16 protein-coding genes are annotated in these 14,241 nt (G+C 62.2%); 12 read left to right on the plus strand and 4 right to left on the minus strand.

Annotation, left to right across the window (positions count from 1 at the left end):
- Window positions 1-4: 4 nt before the first annotated feature.
- From ACQQ2N_RS17370 to ACQQ2N_RS17380, 3 genes are all read left to right on the plus strand, one after another.
- Window positions 5-238, plus strand: a complete 234-nt coding sequence (locus tag ACQQ2N_RS17370) for a VOC family protein (protein WP_440222827.1) — start codon at window positions 5-7, stop codon at window positions 236-238.
- Window positions 239-252: 14 nt separating this feature from the next.
- Window positions 253-420, plus strand: coding sequence for a VOC family protein (locus ACQQ2N_RS17375; RefSeq protein ID WP_440222828.1), 168 nt, complete (start codon window positions 253-255; stop codon window positions 418-420).
- 78 nt (window positions 421-498) lie between these two features.
- Window positions 499-663, plus strand: coding sequence for a hypothetical protein (locus ACQQ2N_RS17380; RefSeq protein WP_440225823.1), 165 nt, complete (start codon window positions 499-501; stop codon window positions 661-663).
- A 23-nt stretch (window positions 664-686) separates the two neighbouring features.
- On the opposite strand, the gene ACQQ2N_RS17385 is transcribed toward ACQQ2N_RS17380, so the two are convergent.
- On the minus strand, window positions 687-836 hold the full coding sequence (locus ACQQ2N_RS17385) for a hypothetical protein (RefSeq protein ID WP_440222829.1): 150 nt from the start codon (window positions 834-836) through the stop codon (window positions 687-689).
- A gap of 410 nt (window positions 837-1,246) precedes the next feature.
- Here ACQQ2N_RS17385 and ACQQ2N_RS17390 point away from each other — a divergent pair, with 410 nt between their 5' ends.
- The 4 genes from ACQQ2N_RS17390 to ACQQ2N_RS17405 all read left to right on the plus strand — a co-directional run bounded on the left by ACQQ2N_RS17390 (window position 1,247) and on the right by ACQQ2N_RS17405 (window position 2,933).
- Complete coding sequence (locus ACQQ2N_RS17390; protein ID WP_440222830.1) at window positions 1,247-1,633, plus strand: BON domain-containing protein; 387 nt, start codon at window positions 1,247-1,249, stop codon at window positions 1,631-1,633.
- A gap of 29 nt (window positions 1,634-1,662) precedes the next feature.
- The gene (locus ACQQ2N_RS17395) at window positions 1,663-2,187 is read left to right on the plus strand and encodes a hypothetical protein (protein ID WP_440222831.1); all 525 of its coding nucleotides are present in this window, start codon (window positions 1,663-1,665) and stop codon (window positions 2,185-2,187) included.
- Between the two features lie 53 nt (window positions 2,188-2,240).
- Window positions 2,241-2,438 carry a CsbD family protein gene (locus ACQQ2N_RS17400; RefSeq protein WP_440222832.1) on the plus strand — a complete coding sequence of 66 codons (198 nt, stop codon included), beginning with the start codon at window positions 2,241-2,243 and terminating at the stop codon, window positions 2,436-2,438.
- 84 nt (window positions 2,439-2,522) lie between these two features.
- A complete protein-coding gene (locus ACQQ2N_RS17405; protein WP_440222833.1) occupies window positions 2,523-2,933 on the plus strand; it encodes a CBS domain-containing protein in 411 nt (136 codons plus the stop codon).
- Between the two features lie 111 nt (window positions 2,934-3,044).
- On the opposite strand, the gene ACQQ2N_RS17410 is transcribed toward ACQQ2N_RS17405, so the two are convergent.
- The 3 genes from ACQQ2N_RS17410 to ACQQ2N_RS17420 form a co-directional block, all read right to left on the minus strand.
- The gene (locus tag ACQQ2N_RS17410; RefSeq protein ID WP_440222834.1) at window positions 3,045-5,222 is read right to left on the minus strand and encodes a hypothetical protein; all 2,178 of its coding nucleotides are present in this window, start codon (window positions 5,220-5,222) and stop codon (window positions 3,045-3,047) included.
- Window positions 5,223-5,266: 44 nt separating this feature from the next.
- Entirely contained in the window at window positions 5,267-6,721 is a 1,455-nt protein-coding gene (locus ACQQ2N_RS17415) for a hypothetical protein (RefSeq protein WP_440222835.1), read from the minus strand.
- Window positions 6,722-7,388: 667 nt separating this feature from the next.
- Complete coding sequence (locus ACQQ2N_RS17420; protein ID WP_440222836.1) at window positions 7,389-7,634, minus strand: helix-turn-helix domain-containing protein; 246 nt, start codon at window positions 7,632-7,634, stop codon at window positions 7,389-7,391.
- 448 nt (window positions 7,635-8,082) lie between these two features.
- Here ACQQ2N_RS17420 and ACQQ2N_RS17425 point away from each other — a divergent pair, with 448 nt between their 5' ends.
- From ACQQ2N_RS17425 to ACQQ2N_RS17445, 5 genes are all read left to right on the plus strand, one after another.
- Window positions 8,083-8,547, plus strand: coding sequence for a hypothetical protein (locus ACQQ2N_RS17425; RefSeq protein ID WP_440222837.1), 465 nt, complete (start codon window positions 8,083-8,085; stop codon window positions 8,545-8,547).
- A gap of 700 nt (window positions 8,548-9,247) precedes the next feature.
- Window positions 9,248-9,928 carry a hypothetical protein gene (locus ACQQ2N_RS17430; RefSeq protein ID WP_440222838.1) on the plus strand — a complete coding sequence of 227 codons (681 nt, stop codon included), beginning with the start codon at window positions 9,248-9,250 and terminating at the stop codon, window positions 9,926-9,928.
- Window positions 9,925-11,784 carry a hypothetical protein gene (locus ACQQ2N_RS17435; protein ID WP_440222839.1) on the plus strand — a complete coding sequence of 620 codons (1,860 nt, stop codon included), beginning with the start codon at window positions 9,925-9,927 and terminating at the stop codon, window positions 11,782-11,784. The genes ACQQ2N_RS17430 and ACQQ2N_RS17435 overlap by 4 nt, the downstream gene beginning before the upstream one ends.
- Complete coding sequence (locus tag ACQQ2N_RS17440) at window positions 11,781-12,740, plus strand: ATP-binding protein (protein ID WP_440222840.1); 960 nt, start codon at window positions 11,781-11,783, stop codon at window positions 12,738-12,740. Before ACQQ2N_RS17435 ends, ACQQ2N_RS17440 begins: the two co-directional genes overlap by 4 nt.
- 4 nt (window positions 12,741-12,744) lie before the next feature.
- Window positions 12,745-14,076 (plus strand): hypothetical protein, encoded by a 1,332-nt coding sequence (locus ACQQ2N_RS17445; protein ID WP_440222841.1) that lies wholly within the window; start codon window positions 12,745-12,747, stop codon window positions 14,074-14,076.
- Window positions 14,077-14,241: the final 165 nt, after the last annotated feature.

Below are 14,241 nucleotides of genomic sequence, written 5' to 3' on the forward strand. Positions count from 1 at the left end.
CATCATGGAACCGAAGATCACGGTCATCACACTCGGCGTCGACAATCTCGAGGCCGCGCTCCGCTTCTACCGCGACGGCTTGGGCTTTGCGACCGAAGGCATCGTCGGCGAGACCATCGAGCATGGAGCTGTTGTCTTCATCGATCTGCAGCCGGGGCTTCGTTGGCCTTGTGGCCGCGCGCCAGCATCGCGCACGACACTCGGCTTCCGGTCGGCCCCGCGAGCTCGACCGAGGTAACGCTGGGCCACAACGTGACGTCACGCGATCAGGTCGACGCGATCATGAAGATTGCTGAGTCGGCCGGCGCGACCATTGTAAAAACCGCAGACAAGACCTCATGGGGTGGCTACTCCGGCTACTTCCGTGATCCTGACGGCCACCTCTGGGAAATCGTGTGGAACCCCGAGTGGCCGGGGTGATCGCTCACGCGCGTGCGTACGCCGCTGCAATGCGCACTCCCAGCTGAGGCTCTCCATCAGAACGAGAGGATTCGCGTCATGTCACAAGGTGACAAATCAGCCTACACCGCGAAGCAGAAGCGCAAGGCGGCACACATAGAAGAGGCTTACGAGAAGAAGGGTGTCTCGAAGAAGACCGCCGTCAAGCGCGCATGGGCGACGGTGAACAAGCAGGACGGTGGGGGTAAGAAGAAGGCGAAGTGATACCGCGACGTCGGCTTCTCACATCATGCGGAGAGCGGCACATAGTCGTCTTGCATCGGATCCGGCAGCTCTTCGACATGCTCGAGCGCCATGATGCTGTTGAGCATCGCCAGCGCGGGCTCGTTCCACACGACCTCCAGGCGTTCGGCACACACCATGACGCACGGTGCCAAGCCGCGCGTCCTTACACAGCAGGCTGACTCGGACCGAAGCGCTGCAGAAAGCGACTCGAACGTTGGCACATCGGGCATCACCGCTCTGAGCCACATAGCGCGCATCTCCTGAGGGAGCATCCACGTTCGCACTTCTCTCCCGACCTGATCCTGAAGCGCGTTCGGCTTGGCTCGCGAGGTAGGCGTGTAGCAGGTGGACTACGCGAAAGCGAAACGCGTGTGCTGCACTGGAGCCGAGCGCACCCCGAAGGAGCGCCGACAGTCGAAGCTGCATCTTTCTTGCTTTTGCATATTCGTAAACCTCATCGGTCAACGAGCCTGAATGCTGCGAGCATCAGTCATGTTGAAGCGGGCTGATGTTCATCCGCGCAGTGGCCTACTCGCAGCACCCCGGAGGCCACATCGCCTCCATGGACACCAAGGACATCCCCATGAAACTCACTCATATCGGCCTCGCTTTGGCGAGCGCCAGCGCTGTCGGCTTGGCCTTTGCAGCCGATCCGCCTGCGCAGGACACGACGACCACGAAGCACGCTACCGAAAAGGGCGTGACGGCACTCGATCAGCCGAACAACCAGTCGGACATCGATCTCGCTGCGGCCGTTCGATCGGCGATCGTCGACGACGAATCGCTCTCGACCTCTGCGAAGAACGTGACGATGGTGGCTGCAGCCGGTCACGTGACGCTGCGCGGCACCGTCGCCTCGGCGGACGAAAAGGCGCGCGTGGAAAGCATCGTCAGCCGCGTGGCGGGCGTAAAGCGCGTGACCAACCAGATCGCCCTCGATACGCCCTGATTCAACACCTCGATTCGCAGGAGACCCACATGAAAGCTTCCGTGTACTGCACTGCCCGCACCGTCGACCAGGCTGAGCTCATCATCGCCGACCTCAAGGCGTCCGGCTTCACGAGCAACGACATCTCGGCGCTTCTCCCGGACAAGCGCACGACCAAGGATTTCGCGCACGAGCACAACACCAAGGCGCCCGAAGGCGCGACGGCGGGTGGTGCTGCTGGCCTCGGCGTCGGAGCGGCGCTGGGCTGGCTCGCCGGCATCGGTGCACTCGCGATTCCGGGTGTCGGCCCGCTGATCGCTGCCGGCCCGATCATGGCCGCACTTGCGGGCGGCGCTGTCGGTGGCGCCGCGGGCGGCGTGATCGGTGCGCTCGTGGGCATGGGCATCCCCGAGTTCGAAGCCAAGCGCTACGAGGAGAAGGTGCGTAGCGGCAACATTTTGCTGTCGGTCCACACCGAAGACAGCAAGCAGCGCGACGCCGCGAAGGACATCTTCAAGCGCCACAACGCCGACGACATTTCGACGGGTTCGGAAGCCAGCGCTCCGAAGGCCTGATCCAGACCCAACACCCTTGTGCGCCCAGAGCGCACCACACGTGGAGTACCGCCATGAACGAAGATCGCATCAAGGGCAAGTGGAAGCAGCTTTCCGGCACGATCAAGGAAAAGTGGGGCAAGTTGACCGACGACGATCTCAAGGTTGCAGAAGGCAACCGCGAGTACCTCGCCGGCAAGATCCAGGAGCGCTACGGCTACGCCAAGGATGAGGCGGAGAAGCACGTGCGCGACTTCGAAGGCACGCTGTAAGCCGAAGCGAAGGGGCTGCTGCTACGGCAGCCCCTTCGCACGTTCGTTTCCCACCAGGCGCACATACCGAACGAGGACGCTCACATGAAGATCCGCGAAATCATGACCAAAGACGCGCACGTCATCGACGTGGCCGAGGACATCCGTGCCGCCGCTCGCATGATGCGCGACGCCGACATCGGCTCCCTTCCTGTGCGGAGCGGCCAGAAGCTCGTCGGCATGCTGACCGATCGGGACATCGTCATCCGCGCAGTCGCGGATGGGAAGAGCGACGGCACGGTCGATCGCTTCATGTCGGCGGACGTGAAGTTCTGCTACGACGACGAAGACGCGGAGGCAGTGGCACGCACCATGGCGAGTCTTGAAGTGAGGAGGCTGCCCGTGCTCGATCGAAAGGAGCGCTTGGTAGGCATGGTGTCGCTCGCCAACCTGACCCAGACCCGCGATAGCGAAGCGAAGCGTGAGTTCCTCGAGTCTATCGCCACGCCTCACTGACCGGAACGCACGATCGTTTGAGGCCCGCAGCTCAGCCGATTGGCGAAGTCGCTCTACGGCACAGACGCATATGCAACAGCCATTGCTCTGCGGGTCATGTCGGCACGAGCTTCACTGGAAGCCCGAGCGGAAGATCGTCTCGTTGAACGTCATCACCACCACGCGGCCGACGTCCGTACCGGCCACACCGGTGCCCGTCTTCGGCCACCCGACGTACACCTCATCTCCATCCATCGCGAGCGAGAAGCGCGAGCTGTAAGGGTACGGTCCTGGGACGCGACCACCCGCGTTGACTCGCCAAGGTGAACTCTGGGTCGCGCGTGTCGCGCGGTAGACGTAGGGTGCGCCATCTGAGCCCTTGGCCAGGCATACGATCTTGTCGGTCAGATCAATCGCAGCGACCTCGCATCCTTGCCAGGTGATCATGCCGTTGCCATAGACCGCTTCGCGGTAGTACTCCCCATTCGAAGACACGCGTCGCGCGTATACGTAGGCCACGATGTCGAATTCGGCGCTGTAGGGCACGACGACGTAGAGGTCGTTGCCCGCCGCTCCCGTCGCGCGCGGCGACCACGCCAGCGGCGTCCACAATCGCTCGGTGGGAGCGAAATCGCTGTAGACGCTGGATCGCTGATAGCGCATCACGCCCGCGACGAGTTGATGGTCGTAGAGGTTGACTCGCGTGCCGTAGCCGAAGTCCGGATAGTCGCCTTTATACGGAAGCGTGATGCTCTGCGTCAGATTCATGCCTTGGCCTCGGTTGCTGAAGACCTTGACCTCGCCGATTGCACCACCGGCGACCTGCAGCCGTCGCCATGTCAGCGCAAGCGTATTGGTGTCCACAGCCACGTCGATATCCAGGATGCGACCCGACAGCACCGGCGCAATCAGATCACTCGCAGGCGCCGGCGCAGGTGCTGCGGCTCCGTATGGCGTCACGCGTACCTCGTGAGGTTCCACAGTCGTCTGAGTGCGAGAGGCAACGGCGACGGTGTAGAAGTAGTCCGCGCTGATCGCCGCCCCGTGACCGCGCGAGAGCGCAGGCGAAGCCGGCGACAAGGGGCCCGCGGCAGGAAGGGTGCTGCCCGGCCTTGGGTAGACCCACACGCCACCCGACGCATGGTCGGGCGCGGACCATCCGGGGCTTCCGACCCAGAGGCGCTTGTTCGTAATCGCAATCGCGCTTCCAAAGCGCGCGTCGTTGAGGTCGGGAAGGCCAACGACGCCATTGGGGATCCACGTGCCGCCGGCGAGCTGGAATCCCTGATGGCCCACGAGCGCGAACGAGCCCCGCCATGCCATGGGCCCGAACGCCAGCTGCTGGAAGGGAATCATGACGGCGGACACTTCGTCCCACACTCCGCTGCCATCCTTCGCCAACATGGCGACTCGCCCATCGAGTGAACGCCTCACCACCAGACGATCACCGTCGATATCGAACTGCTCGACGTATTCCGCCATTTGAGTCTGCACCCAGCTGACACCTTCCCTGCGGTGGAAGCGCACCCGTTGATCTGCGCCATGAACGAGCAGCGTGCTGCCGATCAGCGCGACAGGCCCGGACTCGCTCACGACACTCGCTTCAACGCTCCACTCAAACGGCGCGCTCTGAATGTAGGTGCGACATGCCTGTGCCGTACAGACCGCCACACGCTCACCGTCCGTGTAAGCGAACGCGTCGGAGGTACTCGCCGCGAGGGAAAGGCCTGCCGGTATCCAGAGGCCACTGAGAGGGTCACGTCGATAAGCTTCCACACGGCCGATGCCGGCGCTCGTCGTGCCGGTGACCGCCATGAGCTCGCCTCGCAGCGAGATTGCCCGACCGAACTCCGTCATGCCGGTGGGCGGCGCGATACTGTGTTCGTGCGCCCAGATACCCGCATCGAGGCGGTAGAGGTCCACGCGGCCCCCACCGGATGCTTCCGCAAGTCCAACAGCCACGCGTGGCGTATCGGCCTCTACGGTTACGACTTGCCCGTCGGCAAGCGTGCCTTCAACCAACGGCATCGAGCCCGCCCAACCGCTCGCCGTTCGCGCGGCAACATGCACCCGGTAGCCTTGTGTGGGCGTGCCCGCGTAGGCCACGACGGCGACGTCGTCCATCAGCGTGACATCGGCCATGATGGGCCTGGCAATGTCAGCGCCAGGGGGTTCCAGAACAGCGATGGGCCAAGCGCCTGTGGATCCTGACTGGGCGATGGCGCCAGTCGCGGCGGCGTTCCACACGAGCAGACTGACGATGATCGCGCGCCACGATCTGGCGCGCTGCCCACACGGTTGATCGATCATGACGAAGCCTCCCCTTGGCTATCCGGTGTATCCCCTCGCCCAACTCAGCGCGGACGCTCCCTTGGCGAAGGTGCGTCCGTCGGCCGGACCGCCCGAGGCGGTACGCAGGCCGAGACGAGCAGCGATGCGTCGCTGGGCACGGCGGCCTTGGCCTGCCGCTGCGGTGAACATGCGGCGCCGGCATCGCCGGCGAGATCGAAACGCGCGAGCGCCAGGCGACGCACGCCCTCGCCGTCCGACACTTCGGCGGCTGCGTAAACCACGCCGTCGTCGAGGACATGCCAGAACGGGTGCGCGATGAAGTCGGGAACACTCGCACCATGAAGGCGCAATCGTTGTTGAGTCCGAAGCGTAGTCGCGGAAAGAAGCTCGGCGGAGGCATCGTTGCGATCATGCACGGCGAGGAAGCCGAAAGGCGAAGCAGTCGGATTGAACCAGGCGATCACATCGACAGCGCGGCGCGAAGTGAGGCGACCGTGACGGTCCATCAACGCCACGTGTTTCGGTGTCGCGCCGGATGCCGAATAGAACACCAGCCGTCGGCCACCGATGAGCGGCGAGACGCCGTCCACGCGCAGGTTGCCTAGGTCGGAAAGCGGACGTGAAGCTTCATGCGCACCATCGGCGCTGATCGAGACCAAAGCAGGCGCTCCGATCTCGTGGGCCACTACACCCGTTGCCGAGCCATCGCTCTCGAGTGCTGTGACGGCATCGGCCTGTCCCTGAAAATCGTAACGCCAACCGAGCACGCCGTGCTGTTCGATGCGCAGGACCGCGGTCCGAGGACTTGCACAGCCCAGTGAGCAGAGAAGTTCTTCCACGACCGAGATCACCGTCGCGCCATCGCCAAGGGTCCGCATCGACACACGACCGCCGGAATCCTCCCAGATCACATGTCGACCGGAACCTATGACGTTTCCTTCAGCATCCAGCCGCGTGTAAAGGAAGCTCGAGCTACCGGGCGGCGAAGCATCGACCACCACCGTCAAGTCATTCTGGCTCGCCTCCATCGCGTGCACCCCCGCGAGCGAAGCGTCGGTAAGCACCACCTCCCTCACGACGTTGCCCACCGGATCCAGGTGAACGGCGGCGAGAGTCGACCTCGCGCTGGAGGCATCGACATTGCGTGTGCTGCGAATCGCCCAAACGCCGCCATCGTCCCGAACGACAGCGCGCAACCATGTGGTGTATCCCGCCGATCCGGCCGGAGGGCACGCTGTCGATGCGCACGCAAGCTTCTGCCAACGATCCTCGCCGTCAGACCCTCGCGCCATCAGCGTGTGGGAAGTAGCGACGAGCATGCCGTGTGAGCCGTGGGCATCCAGAGATACCGCGTACTGGTACGGTGCCGCCAGGACATGCTGCCATGTAGGCGATCGATCGGTCCCTTGGGCGAATGTCGTGGCGGACACGGTCAGCGAAAGCGTAAACGATGCCCATGCCAGGGTTCGCGATGTCGTCAACATGGCCGACTTCTCCATTTGATCGGACTTGCGCACAGTGTACGGCCTTGGGGAGATGCCGAGCGCTCAGGCATTGTGGCGCTCGGAAGTTCCGGCAGCGCGGCTTGGATTCCTGACAGGAAGCAGCTCGACGCCGCTCTGGCGCGTTCAAGCGCACAATCGACAAGACGTGTCTAAGCTTGCCCCGCTGTCCCGATACCCCGCAGGAACGTTTGACCGCGGACGGGCTCGTGCCAAGAGCTCAGAAGAGATTGCCAGCGAGCCGCGAGCGGATCCGATAGCCAATGGCCCGTCAAATTTTGCGAAGGAGCTCTTGTGTCTGACGAGCAACGCGAAGCAACTCTAGCGCTCCGTAACCGATTGCTACGTGAGCGCCTATGGATCACCGACGTTCAGCTCCTCACGCGCGCATCAAAGCTCGGGCTGGGTACGGCGAGCACTGCGGAGCTCCGGGATAATCGAGTCGTCTTCTGGGTCATGTACCGGAGCGAGTTCATTTATCCGGCTTTTCAGTTCGACTCTGCGGGCAGGCCAAGCCTTTGGATGCCTGAGATCCTGTCGCTCATCCACTGTGGCAGCACGGGGTGGCCAGGCGCATTCTGGTGGTTTCAGCCCACCCGATTGCTCGGCGGAAATTCGCCATCGGAGGTGTGGCAGGCGGACGCCCTAGCGGTCCTGTACGCCGCGCACGAGGACCATAGACTTACGAACTAAGCTCTCGCATGGCGAGAGCTATGGCTCGATTGGGTGACAGCTGCAGCACCCGCGACAGTTCAAGATACTCAAGTACGTCGAGCCGTCGCGCGCAAGCCTCGGCTGACGACAATTTTTGCTGCGGCCACCCAAGTTCGCGAGCGACCGCAACCTGCGACAGCCCAAGGTCCACCCGCCTCTGTCGAAGGGCATCGAGCAACCTTCTGTACTCTGGGCGGTGAATCGTCTTGGCCATGACGGGCGCATGCGGGAGACGCCGCGACCGTACGTTCACGTACACGATTACATGAAATTCGTGTAGATCGACGCCCTACTCTGCTGATAGGATGGTCTCGATACCGTCCCCGCAGCGCTTGCGCTTGACCGACCATGCAAGCAAACCGACCCTTCTCGCCCCCAGCACGGCACCGGTCGACGAACCATTGTGTTCGCAGCCGTTGGTCGTCCTAGCCGCGCTTCTCTCCTTCAAACGAGCGACTACCAAGCAGGGGCCGATCAGCCCGTGCTCTGAGCTTACGCATGCGCTAGCGGCGCTCCTGTCGGACCGGAAGGTCCTGGACATCTGCTCAAACTTTGCCCGCGACACTGCGGCCCACAGAGCGACATACGACCCACTCTGCTGGAACTACTGTGGAGCTTGGGGCCGCATAGATCAGCCCAGTCTCGAAAAGCGGATACGCGAGATGTCATCCGACATCGAGCGCGCGCCCGAAGTGCTCAGGATCTGGCAGGCCCTCGCGAGCGCCGAAGTCGAAGGCTATCTGACCCATCTTCTTCGACGGTACGCCTTCGAGCCCGAGTGGGCCGAAGATGTGCGCCGTCTAACGGTCCCTTGGCCGAGCGGAATTTCCGTGGCGCAGATGAGGTATGCGTGCGGCGAGGCGATCAGGACGGCGGTGGATGCGTTCGCGCGCTCGAAGGGGAATCGAAGCCTTACGAGGAAATCACTCCGTTCGAGCTTGGTGCATCGAACCCAGCAGCTCCGCGACGTTCGCGGCCATGGCAAGGTCTTCACTCCGCCGCCAGGCTATCCACGATCTGCGCTCTCGACGGTGTTCCTCGTTGAAGTAGCTCGCATTGGAGATGCGTACTGGCTCATACCGCCGTCGGTCGAGGTGGTCAAGCTCCATCAAAGGATGGCTGGCTGACCTTCAATGTTTCGTCAGAACCGTCCCGACGCGCCCAAGCTCGAAACCACTCACTAAGTCCTTGAAAAAGCGGTGCAAAATATGGTTTTCTGAACCATTTTAAGCGCTCAGAACAAGCCATTATTGCAACCGATTTGTGCATTAACGTCGCTCTATTATCGAGAGGCTCGGACACTCGGTCCGGGAGGCTCGAACGACGCTCTACGGGACTATTCCAATAGGCCACCAGATGGGGCTACATTCGGCGCCATCTTGGGAAATTCGGGGGACTGCCTATCGACTAGCGACGCTGAGAAAGCAGAACGCCACGTCACTGGTTGCACAGTGACGTGGCGGGGGGCGGCTTTTCAAAGGAGCACCCTCATTCTGCCCCCGGTGTACCTCGATTGCAAGCCCACAAGGGAGGAACGCGGCCGGCAAAATTTCTTGGAAATCTATTCCAAGAACGTCCAGTTAGCGGGACTCGATCCTCCCCACGCCAAGCCTTGACGGAACCCCCTGCAATCGAATCGGCCGATGCGCCGCACGAGACCGTGACAGCACGGTAGCTCCAGAAAAGACACGTTCGAAACGGCCTACAACGGTTAGGCGCGTCGAGCCCTCGTCCACGTGAATTCCGCGATACGCGATCTCCGAGGTGCCATGTAGGCCCGCGGCGGCCGTGCTCGCTCATTTGAGATGGGAACCATGAGGAACCCGCATGAACATGACCAACGAAGAGCGCGAACCCTTCTCGCCCCGCCTGCTCACTCACCACGAGCAAAGGCGAGGTGACATCTACCTGTTCGTATCCCCCAAGGTACACCGGCAGGTAGCTGTTTTTCGTCCAGCCGCACTCGCGCTAGCGCTGGAGTACGAGTTCAGCCCGGCAGTGATCGATTTCGTAGAACGACCTAGGCGGATCGCCTCAAGCATGGGCGAGACAGAGCTCAGCTTCTGGAGTCGCACAAAAGCTGGACGCGAGACCTTCACGTGGATTGCTCACGTGCCCCATACCCGCCAGGCGTCACCCCGCGAAGAAGAGCGGCGCGCTGAGGCCCTCAGGTCAGCGGCCCAAGCGGCGCAGATCACCCTGTCCGTCGTCTCGGAACCCCATCTGTGCCGCCAGCCATTGGTCAACATGAATCGGCTTCGGCTCCTGCCCTGGGTTCAGACTGCGAAAAACCTGGACCACGCCGAAGAGATTCGCTTGCGGGTACTCGAGGCGTTCCAATTTCGCCCTCGCCTCTCGTTCGTCCAGCTCGAATCGGACCTACGCGCGTACGACTGGAGAGATGTCAGAGCCGTCGCCAGCTCCCTAGTGCACGCCGGGCAGGCTTCGATTGACTGGACGGCCAGGCTCCAGCCCCACAGCGTGCTGACGATGGAGGCGACGCCGTGAGCCCTCCTTTGCCGACAGAAGATGACCTCAACGCGTGGGAGATGCCTGACGTCACCCATCTGAGCGAGAAATGGCGCAGCCAGTTCGAGGATCGCAGGAAAGCCATGTCCGCTGTGATCAGGAGCGGACTGAAGGTTCAGAAAGCAGCTAAGCACTTCAAGGTTACACGGAGCACGCTGAGCAAGGCCCTCGAAGTTGCCTTGCTCACCGCACCGGACGGTGAGCCTTGGGGATGGCGAGCCTGCATCCCTTTCCGTGCGCAGCGGATCCGGTCAGCGCCACAGTGCGCTTTGCCGGTGAAGCCGTTGCCGCACGCTCTGCAGCGCCTGCTTCAGCGTCTGCCCGCACTCAGGACTCTCCTTCTGGACTTCCGCAAGCCGCTTCCCACGCGCGATCGCAAGTCCTCTGCGTTCGACACGTTCTTCAAGAACTTCCTCGCGGCTGTCGAGAAAGAGACCGATGGGGTCGGCTACCCGTTCACCTCGCCTGACAAGGGGCGGCGCGCACTCGTCCGGTTCATACACTCCAACCGACGCGAGACACCGGCGGTGGAGCTGGAGACCTACCACGAGGAACGAACCAAGTCCGCTCAGGTGCAAGAAGTGTTCGCGTTCGATGTCATGGAACGCCTCGAGTTCGACGCACACAGCATGGACTGCAGTTTCACCGTCGAGGTGGTCGATTCTCATGGCCGCGTCACGCTTCAGCGGATCAGCTCGCTGACCCTCCTCGTGATGATCGACGCAGCAAGTCGACTCGTCATCGCTCATAGCATTGTGGTGGGAAAAGGCTACACCCAAGTCGACGTTGCACGTCTGTTCGCCAAGGCACTTCAGATCTGGGAGCCACGCGAGCTGATCGTGCCCTTCATGGCGTATCCGGATGGCTCGGGTGTCGGAACGACGCCTGCTGTGGGACGTGTTCAGAGGTGCTGCCTGACGGCGGCAGACAACGCGCAGGCACATGTGTCCAAGTTTTCGACGAGCTCGCTCCCTGAGCACTTCAAGGGCGTCTTCAACTTCGGCTTCCCTCACGTCCCCGAGACCAGGGCGATCATCGAATCGTTCTTCAAGTCCATTGAGAACGGCGCCATTCGCAGCTTTCCGGGTGGATTCACGCCGAAGAGGAACGACAACACGCCGAAGCCCTCGACCACAGGCTACCGGTCCGAAGATCACCCCTTGGATATCGCGGCTATGCGCGATCTCATGGACGTGATCGTCTCTGGGTTCAATGCCACGCCGCTCAAGGGTGGCGATGGGTTCTCACCCATCGAGATCGTCAAGCGCTTCGGAAGTCGCGGCGGCTGGAGCTTCGAGAGCTCACGAGACGACGTGGATGCATGTGCGCTCACGAAGATGCGAATTGTCGTAACGATCAAGGGCGACAGGAAGAATGGCAGGCAGCCGTATGTCAGCTGGATGTACGCGCGATACCGCAGCTTCGGCCTTCGCGACCGGTGGGATCTCCTCAACGCCACGTTCAATGCGTTCGTCAATCTCGATGACGTTCGCGAACTGACGCTTCTCGACAGGCACGGCGATGTCTTCGCGGTGCTGAAAGCGCTTCCTCCCTGGAGCAGCACGAAGCACGACTACGACCTGCGACGGCTCGTCCATCGCTGGGGCAAGCGCGGCCTTTTCGAGATTACCGGCTCCGATGACGCGATAGCGAGCTACATCCGCCACGTTCGCGCGAACGCGGCCACCAACTCGGTCTCTGCGGAGCAGGTGATCAAGTACCCGAACATTCACAAGAACTCCCCTACCCGCCCGGACACCGCGCCCCGAGACGAAGTCATTCTCCCGAGGAGCGGCAGCGTGTCCTTCGCAACGATCAAGGACTCCTCCAAGTGAACAATCATCCTCTGGTGAGATCCATTCGCGCTCCCCTTGCGACGCCCCCCATCGAGACCCTTGCCACCCACATCATCAGCGCTATCGAGGGTGAGTACAGGGGCATCGTCATCCACGGCATGGCTCGTTTCGGCAAGTCTTGGGCGATTCGATACCTCATCGAGCTCGCGATGTGGGCACCTCATTCTGCTTACCTCACCAAGGTTGGCATCCCGAAGAACCACAAGCGTGTGGACGGCGCCTTCTTCAGTCTTTTCCTGGAGAATTTCGACCTGAAGCTGCCGGAACGGTGCTCGGCGCTCGACCGCTTGCACCGGTTGAGGAACCGCATCATCGAACGGTGCAATGAGCACGGGACCAACCTGTGCATCATCTTCATGGACGAGGCCCAGCGCCTCTTTCCCGATGACTATGAGCATCTATGCACCCTCGACAACGAAATGACCGACCGTGGGTACATGCTGTTCGTGGTGTTCGTGCACCAGAGCGACTTCACGAGCGCTGTGAACGAAAGAATCTACGAGGGCAATCCGCCGCCGCACGTCTGGAAGCGTTTCCTGATGCGGCACCACGTCTTTAAGGGACTCGCTGACAGCAAGGCCGTGGAGTACGTGCTCAACCGCTACGACGAGTGCACGGAGTATCCCCCTGGTTCGGGCATCAGTTACACGAAGGCCTTCGCAGAGGAGGCTTTCTCGTCAGGCTGGCGCCTGACCCACCACGCCGAGCAGCTGTATGCGCACGCGGAGCGCCTGCGCCGCGAGAACAAGCTTCCGTCGCCGTGGACGTGGCCCATGAAGTCCTTCGAGCTGTGCGTTAACTACCTCCTGACAAACATCGCTAAGGCCCGTAAGGCTTTCACCGGCTTCAGCGAGGATGACATCGCCAAGGCCTTGTTCGTCTCCGGCTTCCTGGAGATGGAGCTCAACCGTCACACGTGGAGCAACGAGGACTGACGACATGAGCGAAGAACATCCTCTCCAAGGCTTCGTCCACGTCCCCTTGGCCGCCCAGATCGGCTTGTCGGGCTTCGGCGCTGTCCTGCAGATCTCGCGCCTCAACTACTTCCGGTGCCGCGACTTCTTGGCCGCTTTCGGCATCGGCTACCGGCGCAGCGACGACCTCTCCGAGGTCCTTGTGAGGTCCTCAAAGCGTAGGGACATCCTTGCGAGCGTCTTCGAAGCTCCGGAGTCGCTGACGTCCCTCTGGCCAGTTGACCCTTGGCAGCCCTTCACGGGGACTGATCCGTGGAAATACGTTCCGTGGCGACTCAGGGCATGTGCGACGTGCCTGCGTACGGGCTACCACTCCAATCTGTTTCAGATGCCATGGGTCACCAGGTGTCCTTGGCATCGTGAGCCCCTGATTGAGTCGTGCAAGCGGTGCGGCAAAGGCCTGCTCGAGCAGACGTCGGGCAGCGACCTCCTTATGCAATGCCGTTGCGGTCTGGATTACACGAGCGACATCGCGATTCTCGGCGGCGAGAGGCCTGACGTTGCTGGCGAGCGCGCGTCGTGCGTGAAGACCTATCTCGCCTACGCCGCAGCGCGCCGGGAAGCCGGCGATCTCCTGATTCCGCCTGAAGAGTTCGACAAGCACGCGCGCGACGGTCTTCGGGCGCTGTTCGGCGTTGGCACGACGGCATCCGGTGCGATGCCGCCCTCCGAGATCCATCTCCACGACTGCACAGGCAGATCGGCTGCTTCAGCAGGGCCTCTGTTCACTCGAGAGGACATCATCGGCACGGTAAAGAACCTCTGGCCTGACAAGCCAGGGGTAGCCATCCTGCCCCTACCCCTTTGGCCGGGCTTGCGTGGTGTCACTCGCAACGTAGCAAAGGGCGCTTCAGCTGCTGCTCTGAGCGTGAGGGAGCGCGAGGTGCTCGAACTGCCTCCTGCCCCCGGCGCTAGGTCGGTTCATACGCGTGCAGAGCTCCTCTTGCTTCCAGCGCGGGCCTCCAAGGTTTACGCCTTCCTGGACACCAGTGTGCTGCACAGGTCGGCGCGGCGGGCGATGTCGAATCTCGCATCGCAGTTGTCGCCGGACTCGTCGATGGGCGCTAGCGGAGATACGGCCGCGGAAGCCGTCGTCCTTCGTGCGCTTCAGGCCGGTCTCTCGAGGGCGTACGCAGATGGCCTCAAGCACGTCCTCGGTCGACATGTCCCTGCGATCTTCGACGGGCCGAGGATCCGATCAGGCCCGAGGATTCCTTGGATCTTGGTGAAGAAGGCCGATGGCACCATTCAGAACGTACGAACGGTCTGGACGCGACGGCGCCCTTGGGATGCCTGACGCGTAGGAATCGGCGTTGTGATCTGCTGCGCAAGGCTTCGTCCTGCGAGGCTGCGTGGCAGATCGCAACGGCTGTACGCCGTGTCGGCGCTTCGTCGATCACTGTCGCAACCTGTTGGCGTGCCGTCGATCGCTGTAGCGACTTGTTGGCGTACCGTCGAAAAC

The sequence above is a fragment of the Dokdonella aquatica genome (assembly GCF_051987395.1).
Lineage (GTDB): Bacteria > Pseudomonadota > Gammaproteobacteria > Xanthomonadales > Rhodanobacteraceae > Dokdonella.